The sequence below is a fragment of the Desulfogranum aggregans genome, from assembly GCF_055398265.1.
Genome location: NZ_AP042447.1, coordinates 4,460,001 through 4,483,091, shown reverse-complemented (window position 1 = coordinate 4,483,091; position 23,091 = coordinate 4,460,001). Strand labels below are relative to the sequence as shown.

The following is a 23,091-nucleotide window of genomic DNA, read 5'->3' as shown; positions in this document are numbered from 1 at the left end:
ACAGACGGAAAAACCGCATGTATGATGATAAGGAATTAAAAGAATATCGCGACCTGCTCCAGACCCCTGAGCACTTTGAAGAAGGGTTTGATTGGAAGACCGTGGTCGGTGCGGTCTTTATCGGTTTTCTCATGATGCCCGGCTCCATGTACCTGCAGTTGGTTATCGGCTCAGGCATCGGTCCTGCGGCAAGGTGGGTAACCATCATCCTCTTTGCCGAGATTGCCAAACGCGCCCACACCAATCTGCGGCAGCAGGAAATCTTCATTCTCTACTACATGGCCGGAGCAGCTCTCGCCTCGCCCTTTCAGGGATTGCTATGGAACCAATACCTTGTCCAATCCGATGCTGCGAAAATGCTCGGTGTCACAGAATTTATCCCGACCTGGATCGCACCGGCCGCCAGCTCCGAATCAATCCTCCAGCGAACCTTTCTCCACCGTGACTGGCTCATTCCCATTCTGCTGCTGGTCGGTTCCCAGATTATTCAGCGTGTAGATCGTTTCGGTCTGGGGTATGCCCTCTACCGCATCACCTCGGATGTAGAAAAACTGCCCTTTCCCATGGCACCGGTCGGTGCTCTGGGTACCATGGCCCTGGCAGAATCTACCGAAGAAAAAAAACAGGGGTGGAAGTGGAGGGTCTTTTCCATTGGCGCGGTGATCGGTCTTGCCTTTGGAGGGGTTTATGTCCTGCTCCCGGTGGTTTCCGGACTGATTTTCACCGAACCGATCCGCCTGATCCCCATCCCATGGATAGAGCTCACCCGGCACACTGAAGAGGTGCTGCCAGCGGTTGCCACAGGTATTCAGCTTGACCTGGGGCTGGTCTTTATCGGCATGGTGCTTCCATTCTGGGCGGTCATCGGCGGCATGATCGGCCTCATCATCACCATTGTTCTCAACCCCATACTCTGGGACAAGGGCATTCTCAACCGCTGGCACCAGGGTATGGGAACGGTAGACACAGTGTTTGCCAACAATTTCGATTTTTACATGAGCTTCGGCATTGGCCTGGGCTTGGCCATAGGGGTAATCGGCATATGGTCGGTTATTCGATCGTTCGGCAACAGCGGGTCGGAGCGGGGAACCCTCAAGGACCTCTTTCACCCACCCCCGGGGCGAGGTGATTTCAATTTCTGGATATCCATTGGTATCTATGTGGCATCAACCCTCTCCTATGTCCTGCTTTGCATCTGGCTGGTGCCCAATTTCCCATGGATATTTTTTCTGGGCTACGGCTTTATCTATACCCCGATCATCTCCTATATCACCGCACGAATGGAAGGGATTGCCGGTCAGTTCGTCAGCCTGCCACTCGTCCGGGAAGCAAGTTTTATTGCCGGGGCTAAATACTTCGGTTATCAGGGGATAGAGATCTGGTATGCCCCGATTCCCATCCATAACTATGGAGAGGCAACAGTCGGCTTTCGAGAAATAGAACTGACCGGCACCTCTCTGCGGGGAATTATAAAGGCTGAACTGGTCGTCTTTCCAGTGGTGATGATTTCCAGCCTCCTCTTCTCCCAATTCATCTGGAGGCTTGCACCCATCCCCTCCTCCAGCTACCCCTACGCCCAGGAGCTCTGGCATCTACAGGCGCTCAACACCCTGTTGATGCAGACATCGACTCTGGAGGGGAATTCCCTCTTTTTTCAGGCGCTCAAAGGCACCTATGTCCTTTCCGGACTTGGCCTGGGGGTAGTCATGTATATGCTGCTCACCCTGTTCGGGCTACCGGTCCTGCTTATCTATGGTGTCGTCAGGGGGCTTGGGCAATCCACCCCCCATGGCATTATCCTGGAGGTGGCCGGAGCGCTGCTGGGCCGTTACTATTTTCACAAACGCTACGGTGCAATGTGGCGGCAGTATGCACCGGTCCTGCTGGCTGGCTTTTCCTGCGGAATGGGGCTGACCGGTATGTTTGCCATGGGTTTTGCCCTCATCTTGAAATCACTGAGTTACATGGCTTACTGAGCCCCCGCAACCGGGGGCTGATCAAAAGATGGGATAGCAGTCGTGGGCCTAACTTTCTGACTTTTTCAACGCATCACTTATAGAAAGGGCATACGGATGATGCTTCCGCAGAAATACCGGCATGGTGTTTCGCTCCTGCCGCGCATGATCCATTGATTCGTATATGCCATAGTAAACAAACAGGGTCGGCGGGGTAGTCTTCTTGCGCAGGATATAGAGGTTATCTCTGATGGCATAATACTGATCCTGCACCAGCATTCTTTTCAAATTTTCCTCTGCCTGATTGGAGGTCAGCATCATCAACTGGATGGTGTATCCGCCGCGAAACGCTTCAGCCAACCACCCGGCACTGGCCCGTCGCCGTTCACGAAACAACAGCTCGCCGTCGCGTCCTTTGACGATAATCTTCTCTGGTTTTTTCTCCAGCGCTGGAGGCGGGGATACTGCCTTTTCCGATGATGGGGCAGTTTCCACCTCTGCCGGTGCACCGGGCGCACGCTTTTTTCGCTCAGGCCCGACAATGACCACTGTCGGCTGTTCGATGGGAGTCTTTTCCTGTTCTCTGATCACCGATGGCACAGGCGGTGATATATCGGCCGTCGCCGGCTGCTCCGCCACCTCGGCAGGGGTGTCAAGCGGTTCTTCGATCACCTCCTCCAGCGGATCTTCCTCTTCCAGGGGATAGACTTCCGCCACCTCAGTTGATGCAGGTGCAGACGGCGGTGTTTCGCTTTCGAGTTGCGGTTGTTCCTCTGTGACCGGAAGTGGGGGCGATGCCTCTTCCTCTATGACCATCTCCACCTTTTCCACAGGCGAGGGAACCTTAACGGCTTCTTCTGCAGTCGTCGGCTGAGACCGGTCAATCACCGTTGCCGGCTCCTCACCGCCGGATACAAGCAACCCGATCAGGATGATCAACACCAGAGCGGCTCCCCCGGCCCCGGCAAGCAATCTGTTCTCCTGGAAAACTCTTATGGCCGCGTTCGCCTTTTCCCGGATAAGGGAAGGAAGGCTGCCGACCGGTCTTTCCTCTGGGTTTTCTTCGACGCTGACATGGTCCAAGAGCACCATAAAGGACTTAACGGAAAAAGAATTCTGCAGGGACTCCTCAGCCAGAATATTGATCATCCGCATGTTCCCTTTGGCGGAAGCATGGATCTTGGCCACAGCTCCTTCAGAGAAAAAATCCACCACCTGGTCCTGCGCAAGCCCTGCTGCTTCGAGACGATACATCAGGTAATCACGGGTCTCCTCTGCACTGAGAGGCTCCAGGTAGTGGCCGGCATTGATATCCACATTGGCACAGTAGATGGCGAGCTGTTCCAGGTTGGCATCCAGGCCCGGACGTCCGGCAAGGACAATCCGCAGAACATCCACTTCCCCGGCCTCGCACACAGAGCGAACCAGCCGCTCCAGGGTAGCGAGAAACAGCTTTTCCGCCTCATCGACAATAATCAGCACCTTGCGGTTTTCCTGGCGCCGCCTGTCCAGCTGGCCATGGAGCTCGTGCACAAAATTTACCGACTCATGCCCGCCCGAAGGGTGCATTCCCAGATCCAGGCAGATGACCCGCAGGAGGTCATCATAGGAACCAATGGGATTGTCTATATAGACGACGTCATAGTCGGTCGGCACCTGCTCGGCGAGCACCCGACAAATGAGGGTTTTTCCCGCCCCTTCTTCACCGATAAATTTGATCAGGGGTTTGCCCACGATCACATCGCTGATCAACGCCTGGCAGACGGCCTCCCGTTGACCGCCTGGATAAAAGATGTGTATATCAGGCTCTTCCTTAAACGGTGCTTGATGCAGGTCAAAGTGTTCCAGATACATTGCTCGAATATATAAAATCTTGAGAAAAAAAGAGAAGACAGCATTTTTCGCTCCATGCTATCACAAGTCAATCGATTATCAATGACTTAGCCTCTCCTGTAAACCTCTTTTTGCTCCGGCCCCTGCTTTTTTTCATTTTCCGTGCCCCTTGCCGCCAGCCGGTGACCGTTCGACATTGTCTACAGCACCGGTAAAGAGCTGGACATTCCTTTTTTTTCCATTATTATTTATATTCTACGGAACTCACCATCAAGGAGCCTCCATGCCAGCCCATGCCTGCGACATACTCAGCGCCCCTCGGCCGACACCCTGCGGGATCGTCATCTTTGGCGCCTCCGGAGATCTGACCAGCCGCAAACTCATTCCGGCACTCTTCTCCCTCTTCCTTGAAGGACAGCTGCCGGATACCTTCTATATTGTCGGCTGCAGCCGCACCTCCATGGACGACGAACACTTTCGTCATCTCCTCCGCGAAAAACTCACCGAACAAGGTGTCGACCTCGACCGGTGGGATACTTTTGCTGCGCGCCTGTTCTACCATCCGCTCAGCTATGAACCGGAGAGCTTTGCCGAGCTGGGTGCGTTCCTTCACCACAGGGACGAACAATTCGCCACCCAAGGCAATCGGCTCTTTGATCTGGCAGTACCGCCGCAGCTCTATCCGGTGATTGCCGAACTCCTGGGCCAAGCCGGGCTTGCAACCGAAGATGATGGGTGGGCGAGGATCGTGGTAGAGAAGCCCTTTGGCCACAACCTGGAAAGCGCCAGGAAACTGAACGCCACCCTGCACCATCATTTCCAGGAACACCAGATTTTTCGTATTGATCATTACCTGGCCAAAGAAACCATCCAGAACCTGCTGGTTTTCCGTTTTGCCAACGCCATCTTTGAACCGATCTGGAACAGGCATTATATCGAATCGGTCCACATTACTGCCGCCGAAAAACTGGGGGTGGGCAGCCGCGCCGGCTTTTACGAACAGGCCGGGGTGCTGCGCGACATGTTCCAGAACCACCTGATGCAGCTGCTGGTCCTGACCGCCATGGAACCGCCGTCCCGGCTGGAAGCAGAGGCGGTGCAGGACGAGAAGGTCAAGGTCATCCGCTCTTTAAGGGATTTTTCCCCGGACAACGGCTCCAGTATCCACCTGGCCCAGTACACCGCTGGCACCGTTGACGGCGAACGGGTCAGTGGCTACCGGGAGGAGAAGAATGTTGCCTCTGACTCCACCACCCCGACCTACGCCCGGCTGGAGGCGTACATCGACAACTGGCGCTGGCAGGATGTCCCGTTTTTCCTCATTTCCGGAAAACGGATGGCGCGCAAGGAGACTAAGATTGAGATCCGCTTCAAGGAAGTGCCGCACAAGCTCTTTGCCGCCTCGCTCGGCGACTCCATCCGCGCCAACAGTCTCATAATAGAGACATACCCCAAAGAGGCCATCCGCCTGACCTTCCAAACCAAAAGCCCCGGTTCCCAGCTGTGCCTGCGCACCATGACCATGGACTTTCTCTACGACGAGCATTACCAGGCCCCCTCCCTGGATGCCTATGCCCGGGTCCTGCTCGACGGCATGCTCGGCGACCATATGCTGTTCTGGCGCCAGGACGGGATCGAGGCCTCCTGGGAATTCCTCACCCCGGTACTGGAGGCGTGCGAACAGTGCGACAATGGCCAGCAACTCCATTTTTACAGGGCTGGCAGTGAGGAGTTATAAACAGGTTGCACGGACACGCATCTCGATTTTTCCAAAATTCCGGAATCACTCGCCGCATATGCACCACATTTGCGAAAAAAATGATTTTGAATTTCGCCATCCCGCAGCACTACGCATAATATTTTCAATATTTCTCTAATCATATTAAAAGGTTAAGCAAACAGTTTACCTGCGGTACATTTTCTGCATCGAACTCTACACACGAGCTTCAACGTGTATTCATTCCAAAATTTAGGAAGAAGAGGTCAACATGCAGAAATTCAAGATAGCACTTACTGCTCTTTCCCTAATATCACTGTTTTCCGTAAACGCTTTTGCCCTTCCTTCTGTTGGGGATAAAGTGGTACTTAACAAAGAGGGGACCTATGGGACGACCAGTGGAGGCGAGTTCAATATTTTTGTCAACGGATCATCAGCTCCAAACTATATTAGTTTCTGCCTAGAACGAGATGAGTTTATAACACTAAGCAAGGAATATGTAATCTCCAGTATCAGTAATGCTGCTGAAGAAGGTGGAAGAAGTGGCGCCGATGCCAGTGGGCACGACCCTATTGATCCTAAAACGGCCTGGATATACTGGAACTACCTCTATGGCGATCTTTCTGCATATGGAAGCGGAGATACTCTTGCTAACCTCGTACAGGAATCAATCTGGGAGATTGAAGGAGAGGGTAATTATCCTGGCAACGACTCTTTTTTAACCTATGTTGACGGATTAGGAGGTTGGAATATAGCCGGAAATGTCCAAGTCATGAATATAGTCAGATACAAAGATGATGGTACAATTTTAGAGTATCACCAAAGCCAACTCATCGCCGATCCCGTACCCGAGCCAACCACCATGCTCCTCTTTGGTACCGGCATAGCCGCCCTGGCCAGCATCGGCAGAAGAAAAATGCGCAAGTAGTCGTTCCTATCTCTTCGCTTTCCAAGGCAGGCCTTCGGGTCTGCCTTTTTTCTTTTTCCGCACCTATCTCCTAGTGCAATTCTCCTGTTCCTGGGTATATTCCCTTTAAGTTCAATCTCCAACACACCGGCACTAAACACTCTCACGCACACTTCCTTTCACACATGCCAGTCTTTCGCCTTATCGATGACCTGATCTTCCCTGCCCCTGACCTGGCCGAACCTGACGGGTTGCTGGCCATTGGCGGCGACTTGTCGCCGGAGCGGCTGATCATGGCCTATGCCAACGGTATCTTCCCCTGGTACTCGCCAGGCGAGCCCCTGCTCTGGTGGTCGCCGGCGCCGCGACTGGTCCTGTTTCCCGAGGAGTTCCACTGCCCGCGCAGCCTGCGTAGGACCATCAGGCGAGGGACCTTTTCGGTCACCGCGGACACTGCCTTTGGCGACGTGATCAGGGCCTGCGCTCGTGCACCTCGCCGCGACCAGCCAGGCACCTGGATCACCGAGGAGATGCAGCAGGCCTATATCCTTCTCCACCAGCTGGGTTTTGCCCACTCCATCGAATGCTGGCAGAACGGCACCCTGGCCGGCGGGCTTTACGGGGTATGCCTGGACGGGATCTTTTTTGGCGAGTCCATGTTCACCAGCATTTCCGATGCCTCCAAGGTGGCCCTGGCGACGCTCGTCAATGCGGCAGCCAAACATAACATATCCCTCATCGACTGCCAGATGACCACCGAGCACCTCCTGCGCTTCGGTGCGCGGGAAATTTCCAGGGAACAGTTTCAGGAGCAGCTGGAGAGCCACATCGCTCCTTGCAGACCGCAAAAAAAATGGCGTCTGTAAGATCAGGTAAGGAGGGGACCTGCATACAGACGCCTATCAGGAAGGACATGTTCACCATTTGAAGGTGAAGGATTTCAACTCTTCAAATGGTGCGGTTGATCCTGCACTGCCATACAGTTATCAACCTTGGCAGGTTGTTTCCTCCTGCCATGCCTTAATTGTAAGTACCACAATGTGGAAGTCAAGAAAAAAAATTACACATCCAGATCGAATTCATAGCGCAAAGCCGCTCGGGCAAGATGGCGGTTAAATTTTTTCAGCCCGTAGAGGTTGGTTACCGTGAAGTTGATCTCCCAGTCGCCGTTCAGGGAAGCCCCTTTGCCCAGATAAATGATATCCACCACCTTCATTTCCTGCGGGGCGACGGAGAGCAGCATAAACAACCGTTGCCGGTTGATCTCCATGACAATCATTTTCTGAACCCGCTCGATTTTTGTCTCTTTGAGCTTCCAGCGCACCTCCACCGCATCTTCCCGCTGAAATTTGATCCGCTGCAGCTGTTCGCAGTCTTTTCGATGCAGCGACAATCCACGTTCACTCAGGAGACCGATAACCCCTTTATCGAGCGGGGTGGGCTTACAGCAGGCAGAGGACTTCATCACCACGGGATCCAGTGTCGCCAGGTCAACCCGGTTAAAGACCCCGGTCGGCTGGTACAGGGTTGGCCGCCCCACATAGAGCCCGTTGCGGATTTCGTAGATCAACTCACGCAGGCGAACCCTGCCTACTCCAAGCTGAAGAAACAACTCTTCCGACGATTCGAGATCAAAATAGGCCAGGATATCACGCATACCCGGCTTGTCGATCACCTCAAAGGGAACCCCATAGCGTCGCATCTCCTGGCGAAGAATGGAAGCACCGATATCGGAAAGCACCTTTTCCCTACGTAGGCGAAAGGCTTTGGCCAACTCGGAACGGGCACGGGGCGTTTGGCATTTTTTCTGGGTATCATAATCGAAATTGACCGGCTGGTCCTGGCGAAGCACCTTGACCACATTGCCATCCCTGAGCCTGGTGTCGACGCCGACTTTGCGATTACCGATCATGGCGCCAATGCAGGTATGGCCGATGGCCGTATGCACCCGAAAAGCAAAATCAAGCACCACTGAATTCAACGGTAGGCAGATGAGGTCTCCCTGGGGAGTGTAGGTGTAAATTTCTTTTCTTCCTCTTGCGGCGATCAGATCCCGGTAAGAGACGGAGTCTTCGCTGCCGAGGATGTCGAACATTTCCTGTATCTCGTTGAAAAAGCGGGCTTTGGTTTTGCCCCCTTCCTTCCAGTCCCGTACCAGGCCGCGCTGGGCGCGACGGGCCATATTTTCGGTACGTATCTTAAAGAGATATTTTCGCCCCCCGATATTGGCCCGGGCATGCAGCCCCTGATAGCCGGACGGTTTGGGGTTGGCGATGAAGTCTCGAATGGTACGGGGAATCGGTGGATAGATAACGTTCAGGGTGCCGAGCGCGGCATAGCAGTCTTTCCGCTGCTTGACCAAGATCAACACTTCCTGGGGAGTATCGATCTCCTGGACCAGGATACGGTGGCGAAAGTCATAATAGCCCCACAGACCCTTGGTACGCAGGCTGACCTCACTGGCTATCTGCTCTGCGAGCAACGCCTTGTGTACGTTGCCGACAATCTCTTTTGAGGTCGGATCATTTTCCAGCTTATTGATTTTTAACTGCAATTTATTGCCCTGACGGGGATATTTGTACGCCAGGGCCAGATTATAGAGCTCGCGCTTGATGTCAAACAGTCCAAGTATGGTCGCCAACGGTGCGTAAATATCCAGGGTCTCGGCAGCGATTTTCTGCCGCTTGTGGCGGGGCATGGAAGAGAGTGTTCGCAGATTATGTAGTCTATCCGCCATCTTGACCAGCATTACTTCCAGTCTGGCAGCGGCACCGCTGAAAATTTTCCGGTGCACCAGCTTCTTAAAGGTCTGCCGATCACCGGAGTAGTGGGTGACTTTCGTACACCCATCGACGATTGCCTCGACCGTTGTTCCGAAATGGTGGCGAATGGTATCATTGCTCACCGTTTCGACATCTTCCACTGTATCATGCAGGAGGGCGGCCGCCAGCATCTCGGCATCGGTGATGTCAAGCTCTTCGGCGAGGATCCGGGCGACACTGCACGGATGAACGATATAGGGATCACCTGAACGGCGCCATTGGTCACCGTGGGCCTCGAGGGCAAAGTCCAGCGCATCCCAGAACACCTGGGTTTCCGGCCCCTGACCAATGAAGCCGCGCATGACTTCTTTATACCCTGCAACATCAAAGGTAGCGTACTGCATTCAACCGGCCTTAAGCTGACTTTTTCTGTTTTTCTCCTACAAATCGTGTAGGATTACCCCTGATCATCGGGACGCAATGTACCAAACTGCATAAACCTGCGCATTGCCTGTATCTTTCCCTATTCATTCCTGCGGGCCACCGGGCAGTGTAGCAGATAGCTCCTGGCCGACAAAGCAAATTTTCCGCATCATTCTTCTCAATCTACGAATATCCTGAGCAATGTCCAGAAAAAAGAATAGATTTCATGCCAAAGCTGCAAAGCGGCGCTCAACGAAGACTCCACGTCCCTCCCATCGATCGCCGATGGAGAACAGGGTACTGTCCATCCTCGCCTCGGCCAGCAAACCGCTCACCCTTTCAGCCCTTGCCGGCGAGCTCAGGCTCCCGCGAAGAGACAGGTCCCTGTTGGCCGGATTGCTGGAGGAAATGGCATCGGGCAAAAAAATCTGGAAAAAAGGGAAACGCTACACCCTGCCTGATCACGGGCCTCAGGTCCAAGGCTCCCTGGAAGTGACGGCCAAAGGGTTTGGTTTTGTCACTGCCGACAATCAGCTTCCTCATGAGAAAGACATATTCATTGCAGCCGCCAACCTGAACAATGCTTCCCATGGCGACCAGGTGCTGGTCACCATCACCCGTTCAGCAGGCGGTCGCCGGGAAGGCAGGATAGTGAAGGTCGTTTCCCGGGCTCACACCTCTCTGTGCGGCATATTCAACGCCAGCGGCAGCGGCGGGTTTGTCACCCCTGACAATAACCGTCTCCCCTACACGGTCCTGATAGCCAAAGGCCATACCTTGCAGACAGAGGACGGGACGGCAGTAGTTGTAGAAATAACTGACTACGGGGCAGAAGGCAGTGGACCGAAGGGCGAGGTGACGCGGCTCCTTGGTGACCCGTTCGATGCCGGCGTGCAGACGGAGATGGCCATTCGGCAACAGGAGCTCCGCGACACCTTTCCCGACGCAGTCCAGGCAGAGGCCGAACAGTTACACCCACTCACCACCAGCAGTGAGGGGCGACAGGACCTCCAGCACATCCCCCATGTCACCATCGACGGTGCCGACGCTCGCGACTTTGATGATGCCATTGCCGTAGAAGCGACCGACGTCGGCTTCACCCTGTACGTTTCCATTGCCGATGTCAGCCACTACGTCAGCCCCGGCTCAGCCATCGACCGGGAGGCCTACCTCCGAGGCACCAGCGTCTACCTGCCGGACCGGGTTCTCCCCATGCTTCCGGAACGCCTTTCCAATGACTTATGCAGCCTGGTACCGGATGAGGTGCGACCAGCGTTTACAGCCATATTGGCATTCGATCATCAGGGTAAACGCACCGGCTCCCGCTATACCCGGAGCCTGATTCGCAGCCACCACCGTTTCACCTACACCACGGTGCAGCGCTTGCTCTACGAGGAAGATCCGGAGCTACAACAGGAGCATTCAGCCCTCCTTCCCATGCTTGAGGGAGCAAAGGCGCTGGCGGTGCTGCTTCATCGACAACGAATGGAGCGAGGCAGCCTGGGTTTCAATATCCCGGAGCCCACCATCTGTTTGCGTGACGGGAAAGTGCAGGCTATCACCCTCCATGAACGGAACCAGGCCCACCAGCTCATTGAAGAGTGCATGCTCGCGGCCAATGAAGCGGTCGCAGAAACACTGGAGAACAACCATCGCCGGGTGTTGTACAGAATTCATGAAGAGCCCGACCCGATCAAAGTGGAGAGCTTTCTCGAAGTCTGCAAGGCCCTGGGGGTGGAACTCCCCAAATCCGCCAAGACACCAGCCTGGTTTGCAGCGGTGATTGAAACGACCGCAGGCACCCCCCGTGAATACGTGATCAACAACCTGCTGCTCCGCACCATGCAGCAGGCGCGTTACGCACCTGAAAACAGCGGCCATTTCGGTCTTGCCGCCACCCACTATCTCCACTTCACCTCCCCTATCCGGCGCTACCCTGATTTGATTGCCCATCGCGCACTTGCCGGTTTGCTCGCCCGCGCCCCGGAAGGAGACCGCCTTTTCCCAGCCTCAGCCGGCGGCCAGAATTTGACGGAGGCAGGAAAGGAACTGTCGCGTTGCGAGCGCACAGCAATCGAGGCCGAACGGGACGTTCACTCACGGCTTTCGGCCGTCTTCATGCACGATAAGGTCGGTCAACAGTTCACTGCCGTGATCTCAGGGGTCACCTCGTTTGGCCTGTTCGTGGAACTGGAGGACTGCTTTGTCAGCGGTGCGGTACCGGTGGCATCCATGGATACTGACTATTTCCTCCATGATGCCAAACGACACCGCCTCATCGGAGAACGCACCAACCGGATCTATCAGCTTGGAGACACCGTAGAGGTTGCACTTGAGGAGGTGAACATCCTCAGCAAACGGCTCACCTTTTCGCTCAAGCAGCCTGCTTTGTCTGCTGACCACTGAGGAACGAACAGCGGCGAGTTTCTCTTGACGAAGCAGAACATATAAAATAAAAAACCAGCTTGGTCGAAAAATAAACAGGCGATATGCGCCTGGCGGATAACAACAAACAGACTGTGGACATATCGCACCGGAACCCGCAACGTGCATCCTGCACGGCCGGAAAGCATCCAGGCCGTACCCCTGCTCCGGACCATTTTCGTCCACCGGATAACTACACACATCACTCGCTCTACTAAAGAGGTATACACATGGAAGAAACAAGCTGGATAGGCAGCATACTCGGCAACCCTTTTCTGCGCGGCCTCCTGATAGGTTTGCTTATAGCCCTCATTCTCTGGGTTCGGGCACTCTTTAAAATCCGCGGCCTTAATATCAGCCTCAAAAAACTTCGTGAACACCTCCACACCAAACTGGAAATAGATTCAGAAGAAAATGAGCGCCGTAAAGCGGAAATGGACAAGGTGAAGCAGGAGCGGGACAACTTACGCAACATGGTGCAGGTCCTTAACCAGAAACCAGGTCGGCAGGAACTGCGCCAAACCCAGGTTTACCAGAAGGCAGTGGAGATTATGTTCGAAAAATCTCCGGGTTTCGCCCCTGCCTGGCAGATTACCCTCAAAGAGGCGGAAGAGGAAATTAAACGGGCAGAAAAAGGGATCATTCCCTTTTTCAAACGAATGACCACCTCCTCGACCACCCCCCCAGAGAAACCGTCCAAGCGGCCGCTGGAGCTTGAAGAATCCACCGGTAGCTGATCTGCCTGTACTCGACCTCCTGCCTTGGTCCCTGCAGGGGGCCAGAGCAGGAGGCTTGCCCCTCTGCACACCCGAAGCGACCCCTCCTGCCGGAAAATGAATGACACGTAAACATCAGCCCCCCTCTCCAGCCGGAATGCGAGCCATCATTCTGGTCCGACCTAAATACCCGGAAAACATCGGCGCCTCAGCCCGCATAGCTTACAACTTCGGCATGGATAAGCTGATCCTCGTTTCCGATGAAGAGCACGACCAGGAGCGCATGCTGAAGATGGCGACCCATAAAGCCGCGCACCTGATCCATACCATGGAGCGCCATGCAACGACTGCAGAAGCAACCGCCCCTTTTCACTTTATCGTTGCCACCACAGCCCGACAGGGACGTCAGCGCCCGCAAGAGATGAGCCCGCGCCAGGTGATGCAGGATTTCGCCCCGCTGGCCGCCGGCAACAACACGGCGATCATGTTCGGTCCGGAAAGCACCGGACTTACCAACGAAGATGTTGACCTCTGCCAATTCACCTCCACCATACCCACTGCGGGTTTTTCCTCGGTCAACCTTGCCCAGGCCGTGGCTATTCATTGCTACGAGCTCTACACCGCTCTTCCCGAGGCATTTCCTCCACAGGATCAGGATCAGGAATATGCCAACTCTTTTGACCTGGAAGGCATGTATGCACATATTGAAGAGGCGCTTCACCAGGTCACTTTTCTCGAGGACAACAACCGTATCTACTGGATGCGCAATATTCGTCAGTTTCTCAGCCGAGTGCGGCTCAAGAAAAGGGAAGCCAGCATGATCCGTGGCATCTGCCGAAAATTGCTCTGGCACCAATCACAGTGATAATTTCAGCCAAACTGCTCCCCGCTTTTCCCACCTGGCACCAGCCGCCTCATGGTGGTTACGCTGCTCCCATCCTCCGGGATCATGCAACGGAAATGGCAGATCATTGCCCCGTGCATACTCCTGCCTTCAGTTATACCCCTTCCAGGGGACAGTGGGCGCAGTCCGGATTGTTCTTACGACAGTAATACTTGCCGGCCTGGACCAGCAGCGCATGGTATTCATTGAAAAGTTCCGGATCAGGTTCCAGCGTATCCATAAACACATCCTGCAGGCTGTGGTAGTCGATTTCTTCCTCGACCAGATGATGCCTGCTCAATATCCGGTGAGTGTAGGCATCAACGACAAAAACCGGCAGGTGGGCGGCATAGAGCAGAATGGAGTCAGCGGTCTCCGGTCCTATACCTTTCACCTCAAGCAGTATGGTTCGCAGGCTGTCCAGGGGCTGATCAAGAAAAACATCAACCCTGCCCTCCGCCTGATCAGCGATACAGCGACACAGGTTGAGCAGGCGCCCGGCCTTGATATTGTAATACCCTGCCGGACGGATATATTCGGCAAGGAGTCCAGGCGGGAGGGCAGCCATTTTCTCTATTCGGAGACAATCAACATCCTTAAGCCGCTGAATTGCTTTTTCTACATTGCTCCAGTTGGTGTTCTGGGTGAGTATCGCGCCAACCATCACCTCAAAAGGGGTTTGCGCCGGCCACCATTGCTGCGGGCCGAAATGGTCGAGCAGCCGTTCATACACCTCGAGCAGCGTCTCTCTTGCTGTCATCTGTTCGCTAATCCCCCAGACAAATGCCTATTTCCCTGGCGGTCAGGACCTTATCCGAGGTTAAATCCACTTTCTTGCGCCGGCAGATGGCATCGGCTATGGGAACCGAAGTCATTGTCGGCGGCGTCCAGGCGACCATGTGGTCAAACATCTCTGCTTCCGCCATGCGCACGGCCGCCGCGCCAAACCGCAGCGCCAAGAGCCTGTCAAAGGTTGTTGGAGACCCTCCTCGCTGCAGGTGACCGAGTACCAACGATCGGGTATCTTTGCCCAATCTTTCCCTGATTTCCGAGGCCACCCATTCTCCAATGCCTCCCAACACCACCTCATCCCTGCCCAACTCCCCCATGCCCTTACAGATGATCTGCCCGCCTTTGGAACAGGCCCCTTCTGCAACGACCACTATGGAGTAGTGCTTTTCGTGCAGTTCGTTGTCAGCAATCTTCTCGCACACTGCGTCAAGACTGAAAGGTATCTCTGGCAGCAATATGACATCAGCACCACCTGAAATCCCCGAGTAGAGAGCTATCCATCCCGACTCCCGGCCCATGACCTCTACCACCATCACCCGATCATGAGATTTGGCAGTGGAGTGCAGCTTGTCAATGGCATCGGTGGCCGTGGCCACCGCAGTATCAAACCCGAAGGTGCGATCCGTTACTTCAAGGTCATTGTCAATGGTTTTCGGCACCCCGATGACCGGCATTCCCTTTTGTGCGAATCGATGCGCGATCTCCAGACTGCCGTCACCGCCGACAGCGATATGGCAGTAAAAGCCCATTCGGTTGAAATTCTGCAGGATTTTATCGGAAATATCCAACACCTTTATTTCACCGGCAAGGTTTTCCACCGGCATCGCAAAAGGATTGCCTTTGTTGGTGGAACCAAGAATAGTACCCCCAACAGGCAGGATACCTTCAACTATTTCCGGAGTAAGACGGATAAGATCGTCCCGCTCGAGCAGCCCGCCATACCCGGACCTACTGCCGTAAACCTCCCACCCTCGCAGGGCTGCAGCTTTCACTACCGCAAAGATAACGGCATTCAGTCCAGGCGCATCTCCGCCACCGGTTGATATTAAAATTTTTTTTCCCATATCCCGTATTATTATCTCTCTCTAAATGAGCTCTAGTCCCTTGGGTGACCAGGTATCAACAGCCAGTCACCCCCATGTCGACAGGGGCACGAGCCCCACCATAAAATGTAGAGAGTAACCCTCGTTTTGACAACATCTTTCAACATCATGCTAACACCGTACCAGACAGGGGCCATATAGCCGATGCGTTGCCTGGCTTATACATTACTTTCATCTTTTTTCTTTCTGTGGTAAAGGGCTTAGTTTTCGTTTGCGTAAATTCTTGGAGATGATACAGATGGGTCTCCACCTGCATTGACTTTGCACGTTAGGAGGCTTACCATGATAGATGTAACAGTACATCTCCCGTTTTGGGAACAAGCAAGGAAACCCAGGAGGTATGAATGTTTGAAGTAACGGAGTCCGCAATCAAGAATCTCAAATCCTATATGGAGCAGAACAGCATTGACTCTGCTGTCCGTATCGCTCTTATGCAAGGGGGCTGAGCAGGCCCATCCTTGGGATTGGCTCTGGATGAGCCAAAAGACAGCGACAAGACATTTGAAGAAGAAAATATACAGTTTCTGGTAGAAGAAAGCCTACTGACCACTTGTGGTGCAATCAAAGTAGACTTTATTGAAGCAGGATACAGATCCGGCTTTTCTATCACCTCATCCAATCCGGTTGGCGGCGGCGGATGCAGTTCTGGATCCTGCGCGTCCGGTTCCTGCGGCTAAAAGAGACACAAGGTCTTGACCAAGCCCCTTGCCGTAGCGGCAAGGGGCTTTTTTTTTATACTTTTCTGCCGGCTGCCTGCCTGAAACCTCAACTTTTCAGCGGTAAACTGCTGATTAACTCAAAAAACCTATCAGGAGAAAAAATGTTTCAAATTACCCCGACAGCACTTGAAAACCTGACATCCTACCTCCAAGAGAATAATGTGGAATCTGCCGTCCGAGTTGCCCTTATGGCTGGTGGCTGCTCAGGGCAGGCATTGGGCCTGGCACTTGATGAAGCGAAAGAGAACGATACAACCTTCAGAGAAGGTTCCCTGGACTTCCTGATTGAGGAGAGCCTGCTTACAATGTGCGGGGAGATAAAAGTGGATTTCATCCAAGCCGGTAGTCGTTCAGGATTTTCCATAACCTCGACCAACCCGGTAGGCGGAGGAGGATGCGGAAGCTGCACCTCTGGTTCTTGCGGTTGATCGCGACTGCAGGAGAGCACGTCACAGCCTCTGCCAAAAGGCAGAGGCTTTTTTTATTGATAACAAAATGATACTCTAGTGATGCCAAAATATTGACACCCCTGCTTTCATCCTTACTTTCTCTTTTGAAAAAACGCAATGAACCGTAGCCCGGATTGCTCATCAGTTCAGGCGGCGTCATAGGCCCTGACCCTTGATGAGCATTTTGTCGAAATTTTATCCGATTCGCCTTAACAGAACGGAGTTGAATTCCTACAGATTTTCTTAAATAGACAAAATGCTTTTGCGTAATACGGGTTAAACCTGCCACAGGATAACAAGGAGAAAGAGATGCAACTCGATAAATTCACACTCAAGTCACAAGAGGCAATCCAAAGCACCCAAACCCTTGCCCAAAACCGGGGTCATCAGGAGATACAGCCCGAGCACTTAGTCAAGGTAATCCTGGAACAACCTGAAGGGGTTGTTGTTCCTGTACTCCAAAAAATGGGCATCACACCAAGTGTTATTTTAAATGAGACCAATAAACTTATCAATGACCTTCCCCAGGTAACAGGGGCTGCAGCAAACCAATCGTATGCGTCTGCCCAATTTCGCTCTTTACTGGAACAATCGTTTAAGACCGCAAGCAGCATGCAGGATGAATATGTTTCCCAGGAGCACCTTTTTCTGACAATACTTGCCACTCCAAAGCTCAAAGTTACCTCTATGCTCAATCGCATGGGAGTCACTAGCGACGCCTTCCTTCAGGCCCTGACAACTGTTCGCGGCAACCAGAGAGTTACTGATCCTTATCCGGAAGAGAAATATCAAGCCCTGGAAAAATATGCCCGCAATCTGACTGATGTGGCCAGGCAGGAAAAACTCGACCCCGTCATAGGACGCGATGATGAGATCAGACGGATTATCCAGGTGCTTTCCCGCCGGACCAAAAACAATCCGGTCCTTATAGGGGAGCCGGGAGTGGGAAAAACCGCTATTGTCGAAGGACTTGCTCAACGAATCGTCAACGGAGACATCCCTTCTACCCTGGAAAACAAACAGGTGATTTCTCTTGACCTGGGAGCGCTCCTGGCCGGAGCCAAGTATCGCGGTGAATTTGAAGATCGACTCAAAGCCGTTCTCAAGGAAGTTGAAAAACGGGCAGGCGAAATCATCCTGTTCATCGACGAAATGCACACCCTTGTAGGCGCCGGAGCTGCCGAAGGCTCCATGGACGCCTCCAACATGCTTAAACCCGCACTGGCACGTGGTGAACTCCACTGCGTTGGAGCCACCACCCTCGATGAATACCGTAAGCACATAGAAAAAGATGCCGCCCTGGAGAGAAGATTTCAGCCTGTACTTGTTCAGGAGCCCAGCGAAGAGGATACTGTGGCTATATTACGCGGCATTAAGGAAAAATATGAAGTACACCACGGCGTCCGCATCCAGGATGCGGCGACAGTCGCGGCGGTCGCCTTATCCAACAGGTACATTACCGACCGATTCCTTCCAGACAAGGCCATAGACCTCATTGACGAAGCAGCCTCACGACTGCGTATAGAGATCGATTCAATGCCCACGGAGATTGACCAGCTGGAACGAAAAAAAATAAAAATGGAGATCGAACAGGAGGCGCTAAAAAAAGAAAAGGACCAGGCCTCCAAAGACCGCTTGACGGAGCTGAAAAAAAGTCTGGCCAACCTGGAAGACAGCCTCAAGGCAATGAAGGGCCAGTGGAGCCTGGAGCGTGAGATTATCCAGTCTATTCGCGACATCAAAGCCCAGATCGACGAAGCCAGGATGGAAGAGCAAAGGGCTGAACGAAGCGGAGACCTCAGCAAAGTGGCGGAAATTCGCTACGGCAGAATTGTCGAACTGGAAAAAGAGCTTGAAGCAGCCAACAGCCGCTTGGCAGGCATCCAGGAGAGCAACCAGATGCTTAAGGAAGAGGTATCCGAAGAGGATGTCGCCGCAGTGGTCGCCAAATGGACGGGCATTCCGGTAGACAAGCTGCTTGAGGGAGAAAAGGAGAAACTTGTCCACGCCGACAAGGTGCTTGCCAAACGGGTTATCGGCCAGAAAGAGGCCATCCACGCGGTGGCTAACGCCGTCCGCAGAGCGAGAGCAGGCCTCCAGGATCCTGATCGACCGCTGGGCTCCTTCATCTTTCTCGGGCCGACTGGCGTGGGCAAAACCGAACTTGCCCGCTCGCTTGCCGATTTCCTCTTTGACTCGGAAAGCTCGATGATTAGGATCGACATGTCGGAATACATGGAGAAGCATTCGGTTGCTCGACTCATCGGAGCGCCCCCAGGCTATGTCGGATACGACGAGGGCGGCATGCTGACAGAGGCGGTTCGCCGACGCCCTTATTCGGTGATCCTGCTAGATGAAATCGAAAAAGCCCATCCCGATGTGTTCAACGTCCTCCTTCAGGTGCTCGATGACGGCCGCATGACCGACGGCAAAGGAAGGACGGTAGATTTCAAGAACACCCTGCTCATCATGACCTCCAACCTTGGCAGCCACCTAATCATGGAAATGGGCCAAACCGATCCACAGGAAATGCGCCGGCAGATTGACGACCTGCTACACCGGCAGTTCAAGCCGGAGTTTCTCAACAGGGTGGATGAAATCATCACCTTTCACAGCCTCACGAAAGATGATCTCGAGCAGATCGTCGGCATCCAGACAGGACGGATGAAAAAGAGATTGGCTAACCAGAAATTCCAATTGACGCTTACGGACAACGCCGTACAGTTTCTGGTGAATGCGGGGTATGAGCCTGCTTTTGGCGCTCGTCCGCTCAAACGGGCTATTCAGCGATATATCGAGGATCCGCTGGCGCTGGAAATCCTTGAAGGCAAATTTGCTCCAGGCGATCACATCCTGGTGGACGCTGCCAACAACCAACTCACTTTCTGCAGACAGTAAACAGAGAAAAAATATGTCCCACAGAAGGCTCCGTTTTGCATAAAGCGGAGCCTCTAGCCGTTCCTTTTCACGATCAGCAATTTCTCCTGCAAACGGGTCCGCCTTTCCCACTGTTTCCTTGCCAACTCCTGCATATCCTCAGCAGTATCCGCCTCATCCACTATTTCCAGCCCGATGAGGGTCTCAAAAACATCTTCCATGGTCACAATACCCTCGGTACCCCCGTAGGGATCCACCACCAGGGCGATATGTGCGCCATCCTGCATCAACCTGGCAAAAAGCTCGTGCACGCTAAGCCCACCTTCCACCACATGCAGTGGTCGACGTATAGTGGATAATGGCTCCTTCGGCGACTCAAAAACAGCACGAAGAATTTCGTGTTTTAAGGCAAAGCCAGTAATCCTGTCAATGGAACCAGTGGACAACGGAATGCGAGAAAAGGGAATTTCCGGGTGCATTTGCATCGCCTGCGCCACCTCCAGTTGTTCGTCAAGGGCAAAAACGACAGTGCGGGGGGTCATGATATCACGGGTACGGATATCTCGTATATAGAAGAGATTGTGCAGTATCCGACTCTCGTACTTATGGAAAATTCCTTCTTTTCGGCCAAGATCAACCAGGGCAATAAACTCCTTACGTTCAATCAATCCATGCTGTTTTCCTCGGGTTAACAGCCGGGTCAGGAGTTCTGCCATCTTTACCAGCGGCCACATCCCCCACAAAGTAAACTTCAACAAGTATACCACAGGCAAAGCCATCTGACGCCAGTAGGCCGCTCCAAGGGTTTTGGGGATGATTTCGGAAAAAACAAGAATAAGAAACGTCAGTATGGCCGAGATGACACCCAGGTATGCCTCTCCAAAAACGATCGCGGCCTGCGCTCCGGCACCTGCAGCGCCAACGGTATGGGCTATGGTATTGAGACTGAGGATAGCTGCAAGGGGTTGATCAATGTTACTTTTATACTGCTGCAACTGTGCTGCGGCAGCCTTCCCCTCCTGTTCCATTTGGGCAACAAAAGAGGAGGATACGCTGAGTAGCACAGCCTCCATGATGGAGCAAAGAAAAGATACCCCCAGCGCTAGTGATATATATACAATCAGCAGCAACATGCCTACTCCCGGCTGAAAATGGATAAATTAAGGGGACCGAATAGCAGCTATCTCCTTCCCGTAATCATTGCTGTATATATCACTGCAGATAGAAAAAAAAACAACCCCAATTCCCTCCTTTTCGTAATGAAGACCCAATTTAGCCAGCTGGCAGCAACCACCTCAACGGAGCGAAAAAATGGGCACACACCAGTTTCGAACTGACAACAAAAGGATCTTTATCGGATTATTCAAGGATTGCCATTTTATCACCAGTAGGATACATAGCGTGCAGAAAATTTACTGCTCTCTATTCACCTTACTTTACAAGGAAATTGACCCATGGCAACGGAAGTAGACGATTTAACAATTAATTACGAAGAAGACGGTGTACTGATCGTCAAAGAGCTCGACAAGGAAATATTGACCAAAGGCGCATGGACCACCATCCTCTTCTGCTACCAGGAGTACAACCGGAGCAAGGATGAATACGGCCCCCACAAATACTCCATACGCCGATACCAAAAACGAAACGGCCAGTATCTGCCAAAGTCTAAATTTAATATATCCAGCGCCGCCCAGGCGGAAAAAATCATTCAGACGCTGACCCGGTGGACAGCTGACAAGAAATAACCCTTGCAAAATATGATACTTCTCCATTTCTATCCTATCAAACGCCCCCCCGTAGGTACCTCGCCCACAGTCGGAGAACGGAAAAAGAACACCATACTTTTTCATTGACGAGAAAAGCAGCATAGTGTAGATTGCTAGTCCCTGCTTCAAAGGGTCAACGGATTTGCGGTCGGCAATCATCGTGCCGCTCTCTTTTCTGTTGACATTCTCTGAACAGAGCTGTAAAGTATCACTTCTCTCGCAAGAGAGACATTGGAACAACACAGCAACAAGCTTCGCAGCATTGATGTGCCGCGCAGCTTACAGGCGTGTCTTATAGGACGCACCTTGATCTTTGACAACTGAACAGTAATAACAAGCGGGCCAATTGATTTTGGTTTTTTTGAAGTTTGTAAGTCCAATCGTTAGTGATTGAGCAGAAGATATTAAACTGGAGAGTTTGATTCTGGCTCAGAACGAACGCTGGCGGCGTGCTTAACACATGCAAGTCGAACGCGAACGTCTTCTTCGGAAGACTAGTAGAGTGGCGCACGGGTGAGTAACGCGTAGATAACCTGTCCTTATGTCTGGGATAACCCACCGAAAGGTGGACTAATACCGGATGTGCTTGTTTTTCATAAGTGTAATAAGCAAAGGTGGCCTCTGATATAAGCTACTGCATGAGGAGGGGTCTGCGTACCATTAGCTAGTTGGTGGGGTAATGGCCTACCAAGGCATCGATGGTTAGCGGGTCTGAGAGGATGATCCGTCACACTGGCACTGAAACACGGGCCAGACTCCTACGGGAGGCAGCAGTGAGGAATATTGCGCAATGGGGGAAACCCTGACGCAGCGACGCCGCGTGAGTGAGGAAGGCTTTCGGGTCGTAAAGCTCTGTCAAAAGGGAAGAAATGCGTAGCAGTTAATACCTGTTATGTTTGACGGTACCTTTAAAGGAAGCACCGGCTAACTCCGTGCCAGCAGCCGCGGTAATACGGAGGGTGCAAGCGTTGTTCGGAATTACTGGGCGTAAAGGGCGCGCAGGCGGCATGGTAAGTCAGATGTGAAAGCCCACGGCTTAACCGTGGAAGTGCATTTGAAACTGCCAAGCTTGAGTATCAGAGGGGAAAGTGGAATTCCTGGTGTAGAGGTGAAATTCGTAGATATCAGGAGGAATACCGGTGGCGAAGGCGACTTTCTGGCTGAATACTGACGCTGAGGCGCGAAAGCGTGGGGAGCAAACAGGATTAGATACCCTGGTAGTCCACGCCGTAAACGATGTGAACTAGGTGTAGGAGGTGTTGATCCCTTCTGTGCCGCAGCCAACGCATTAAGTTCACCGCCTGGGGAGTACGGTCGCAAGATTAAAACTCAAAGAAATTGACGGGGGCCCGCACAAGCGGTGGAGTATGTGGTTTAATTCGATGCAACGCGAAGAACCTTACCTGGTCTTGACATCCCGAGAATTTTCTGGAAACAGAAAAGTGCCTTCATTAGAAGGAACTTGGTGACAGGTGCTGCATGGCTGTCGTCAGCTCGTGTCGTGAGATGTTGGGTTAAGTCCCGCAACGAGCGCAACCCTTACCTTTAGTTGCTAGCAGTTCGGCTGCGCACTCTAAAGGGACTGCCGGTGTCAAACCGGAGGAAGGTGGGGATGACGTCAAGTCCTCATGGCCTTTATGACCAGGGCTACACACGTACTACAATGGCCGGTACAAAGGGCAGCCACTTCGCGAGAAGGCGCAAATCCCGAAAAGCCGGTCTCAGTCCGGATTGGAGTCTGCAACTCGACTCCATGAAGTCGGAA

General features: G+C 53.0%; 16 protein-coding genes and 1 rRNA gene (1 of these 17 cut by a window edge). 12 read left to right on the top strand and 5 right to left on the bottom strand.

Translation table 11 applies throughout. From position 1 onward, the window contains the following. Window positions 1-17 precede the first annotated feature (17 nt). A complete protein-coding gene (locus tag ACZ52Z_RS19640; RefSeq protein WP_464268462.1) occupies window positions 18-1,976 on the top strand; it encodes a peptide transporter in 1,959 nt (652 codons plus the stop codon). 48 nt (window positions 1,977-2,024) lie between these two features. On the opposite strand, the gene ACZ52Z_RS19635 is transcribed toward ACZ52Z_RS19640, so the two are convergent. Then, window positions 2,025-3,809, bottom strand: a complete 1,785-nt coding sequence (locus ACZ52Z_RS19635; protein WP_464268461.1) for an AAA family ATPase — start codon at window positions 3,807-3,809, stop codon at window positions 2,025-2,027. A 262-nt stretch (window positions 3,810-4,071) separates the two neighbouring features. Between ACZ52Z_RS19635 and zwf the strand changes: the two genes are divergently transcribed. The 3 genes from zwf (at window position 4,072) to aat (ending at window position 7,278) form a co-directional block, all read left to right on the top strand. Beyond that, a complete protein-coding gene (gene zwf, locus ACZ52Z_RS19630) occupies window positions 4,072-5,526 on the top strand; it encodes a glucose-6-phosphate dehydrogenase (RefSeq protein ID WP_464268460.1) in 1,455 nt (484 codons plus the stop codon). Window positions 5,527-5,776: 250 nt separating this feature from the next. Then, window positions 5,777-6,433, top strand: coding sequence for a PEP-CTERM sorting domain-containing protein (locus ACZ52Z_RS19625; RefSeq protein WP_464268459.1), 657 nt, complete (start codon window positions 5,777-5,779; stop codon window positions 6,431-6,433). Window positions 6,434-6,597: 164 nt separating this feature from the next. Then, on the top strand, window positions 6,598-7,278 hold the full coding sequence (gene aat, locus ACZ52Z_RS19620; protein ID WP_464268458.1) for a leucyl/phenylalanyl-tRNA--protein transferase: 681 nt from the start codon (window positions 6,598-6,600) through the stop codon (window positions 7,276-7,278). Window positions 7,279-7,472: 194 nt separating this feature from the next. Here aat and ACZ52Z_RS19615 read toward each other — a convergent pair whose 3' ends face one another. Further along, window positions 7,473-9,578 (bottom strand): RelA/SpoT family protein, encoded by a 2,106-nt coding sequence (locus tag ACZ52Z_RS19615; RefSeq protein ID WP_464268457.1) that lies wholly within the window; start codon window positions 9,576-9,578, stop codon window positions 7,473-7,475. Window positions 9,579-9,882: 304 nt separating this feature from the next. On the opposite strand from ACZ52Z_RS19615, the gene rnr reads away from it, so the two are divergent. The 3 genes from rnr (at window position 9,883) to ACZ52Z_RS19600 (ending at window position 13,602) form a co-directional block, all read left to right on the top strand. After that, window positions 9,883-12,003 carry a ribonuclease R gene (gene rnr, locus ACZ52Z_RS19610; protein ID WP_464268456.1) on the top strand — a complete coding sequence of 707 codons (2,121 nt, stop codon included), beginning with the start codon at window positions 9,883-9,885 and terminating at the stop codon, window positions 12,001-12,003. A gap of 248 nt (window positions 12,004-12,251) precedes the next feature. Beyond that, window positions 12,252-12,758, top strand: coding sequence for a hypothetical protein (locus ACZ52Z_RS19605; RefSeq protein ID WP_464268455.1), 507 nt, complete (start codon window positions 12,252-12,254; stop codon window positions 12,756-12,758). A gap of 100 nt (window positions 12,759-12,858) precedes the next feature. Beyond that, on the top strand, window positions 12,859-13,602 hold the full coding sequence (locus ACZ52Z_RS19600) for an RNA methyltransferase (protein WP_464268454.1): 744 nt from the start codon (window positions 12,859-12,861) through the stop codon (window positions 13,600-13,602). 133 nt (window positions 13,603-13,735) lie between these two features. Here the strand turns inward: ACZ52Z_RS19600 and ACZ52Z_RS19595 are convergent, their stop codons facing one another. Both ACZ52Z_RS19595 and ACZ52Z_RS19590 read right to left on the bottom strand, forming a co-directional pair. Further along, window positions 13,736-14,380, bottom strand: a complete 645-nt coding sequence (locus ACZ52Z_RS19595; protein WP_464268453.1) for an endonuclease III domain-containing protein — start codon at window positions 14,378-14,380, stop codon at window positions 13,736-13,738. A 7-nt stretch (window positions 14,381-14,387) separates the two neighbouring features. Beyond that, window positions 14,388-15,476 carry a 6-phosphofructokinase gene (locus ACZ52Z_RS19590; RefSeq protein WP_464268452.1) on the bottom strand — a complete coding sequence of 363 codons (1,089 nt, stop codon included), beginning with the start codon at window positions 15,474-15,476 and terminating at the stop codon, window positions 14,388-14,390. A 383-nt stretch (window positions 15,477-15,859) separates the two neighbouring features. On the opposite strand from ACZ52Z_RS19590, the gene ACZ52Z_RS19585 reads away from it, so the two are divergent. The 3 genes from ACZ52Z_RS19585 (at window position 15,860) to clpB (ending at window position 19,581) form a co-directional block, all read left to right on the top strand. Further along, on the top strand, window positions 15,860-16,192 hold the full coding sequence (locus tag ACZ52Z_RS19585) for an IscA/HesB family protein (protein WP_464268451.1): 333 nt from the start codon (window positions 15,860-15,862) through the stop codon (window positions 16,190-16,192). Window positions 16,193-16,335: 143 nt separating this feature from the next. Continuing rightward, entirely contained in the window at window positions 16,336-16,662 is a 327-nt protein-coding gene (locus ACZ52Z_RS19580; RefSeq protein ID WP_464268450.1) for an IscA/HesB family protein, read from the top strand. A gap of 330 nt (window positions 16,663-16,992) precedes the next feature. Further along, window positions 16,993-19,581 (top strand): ATP-dependent chaperone ClpB, encoded by a 2,589-nt coding sequence (gene clpB, locus ACZ52Z_RS19575; protein ID WP_464268449.1) that lies wholly within the window; start codon window positions 16,993-16,995, stop codon window positions 19,579-19,581. Window positions 19,582-19,634: 53 nt separating this feature from the next. Here clpB and ACZ52Z_RS19570 read toward each other — a convergent pair whose 3' ends face one another. Continuing rightward, window positions 19,635-20,693, bottom strand: a complete 1,059-nt coding sequence (locus tag ACZ52Z_RS19570; protein ID WP_464268448.1) for a CNNM domain-containing protein — start codon at window positions 20,691-20,693, stop codon at window positions 19,635-19,637. A 321-nt stretch (window positions 20,694-21,014) separates the two neighbouring features. Between ACZ52Z_RS19570 and ACZ52Z_RS19565 the strand changes: the two genes are divergently transcribed. Both ACZ52Z_RS19565 and ACZ52Z_RS19560 read left to right on the top strand, forming a co-directional pair. Beyond that, window positions 21,015-21,305, top strand: coding sequence for a hypothetical protein (locus ACZ52Z_RS19565; protein ID WP_464268447.1), 291 nt, complete (start codon window positions 21,015-21,017; stop codon window positions 21,303-21,305). A gap of 427 nt (window positions 21,306-21,732) precedes the next feature. Next, window positions 21,733-23,091, top strand: a 16S ribosomal RNA gene (locus ACZ52Z_RS19560); it runs 201 nt beyond the window's last position.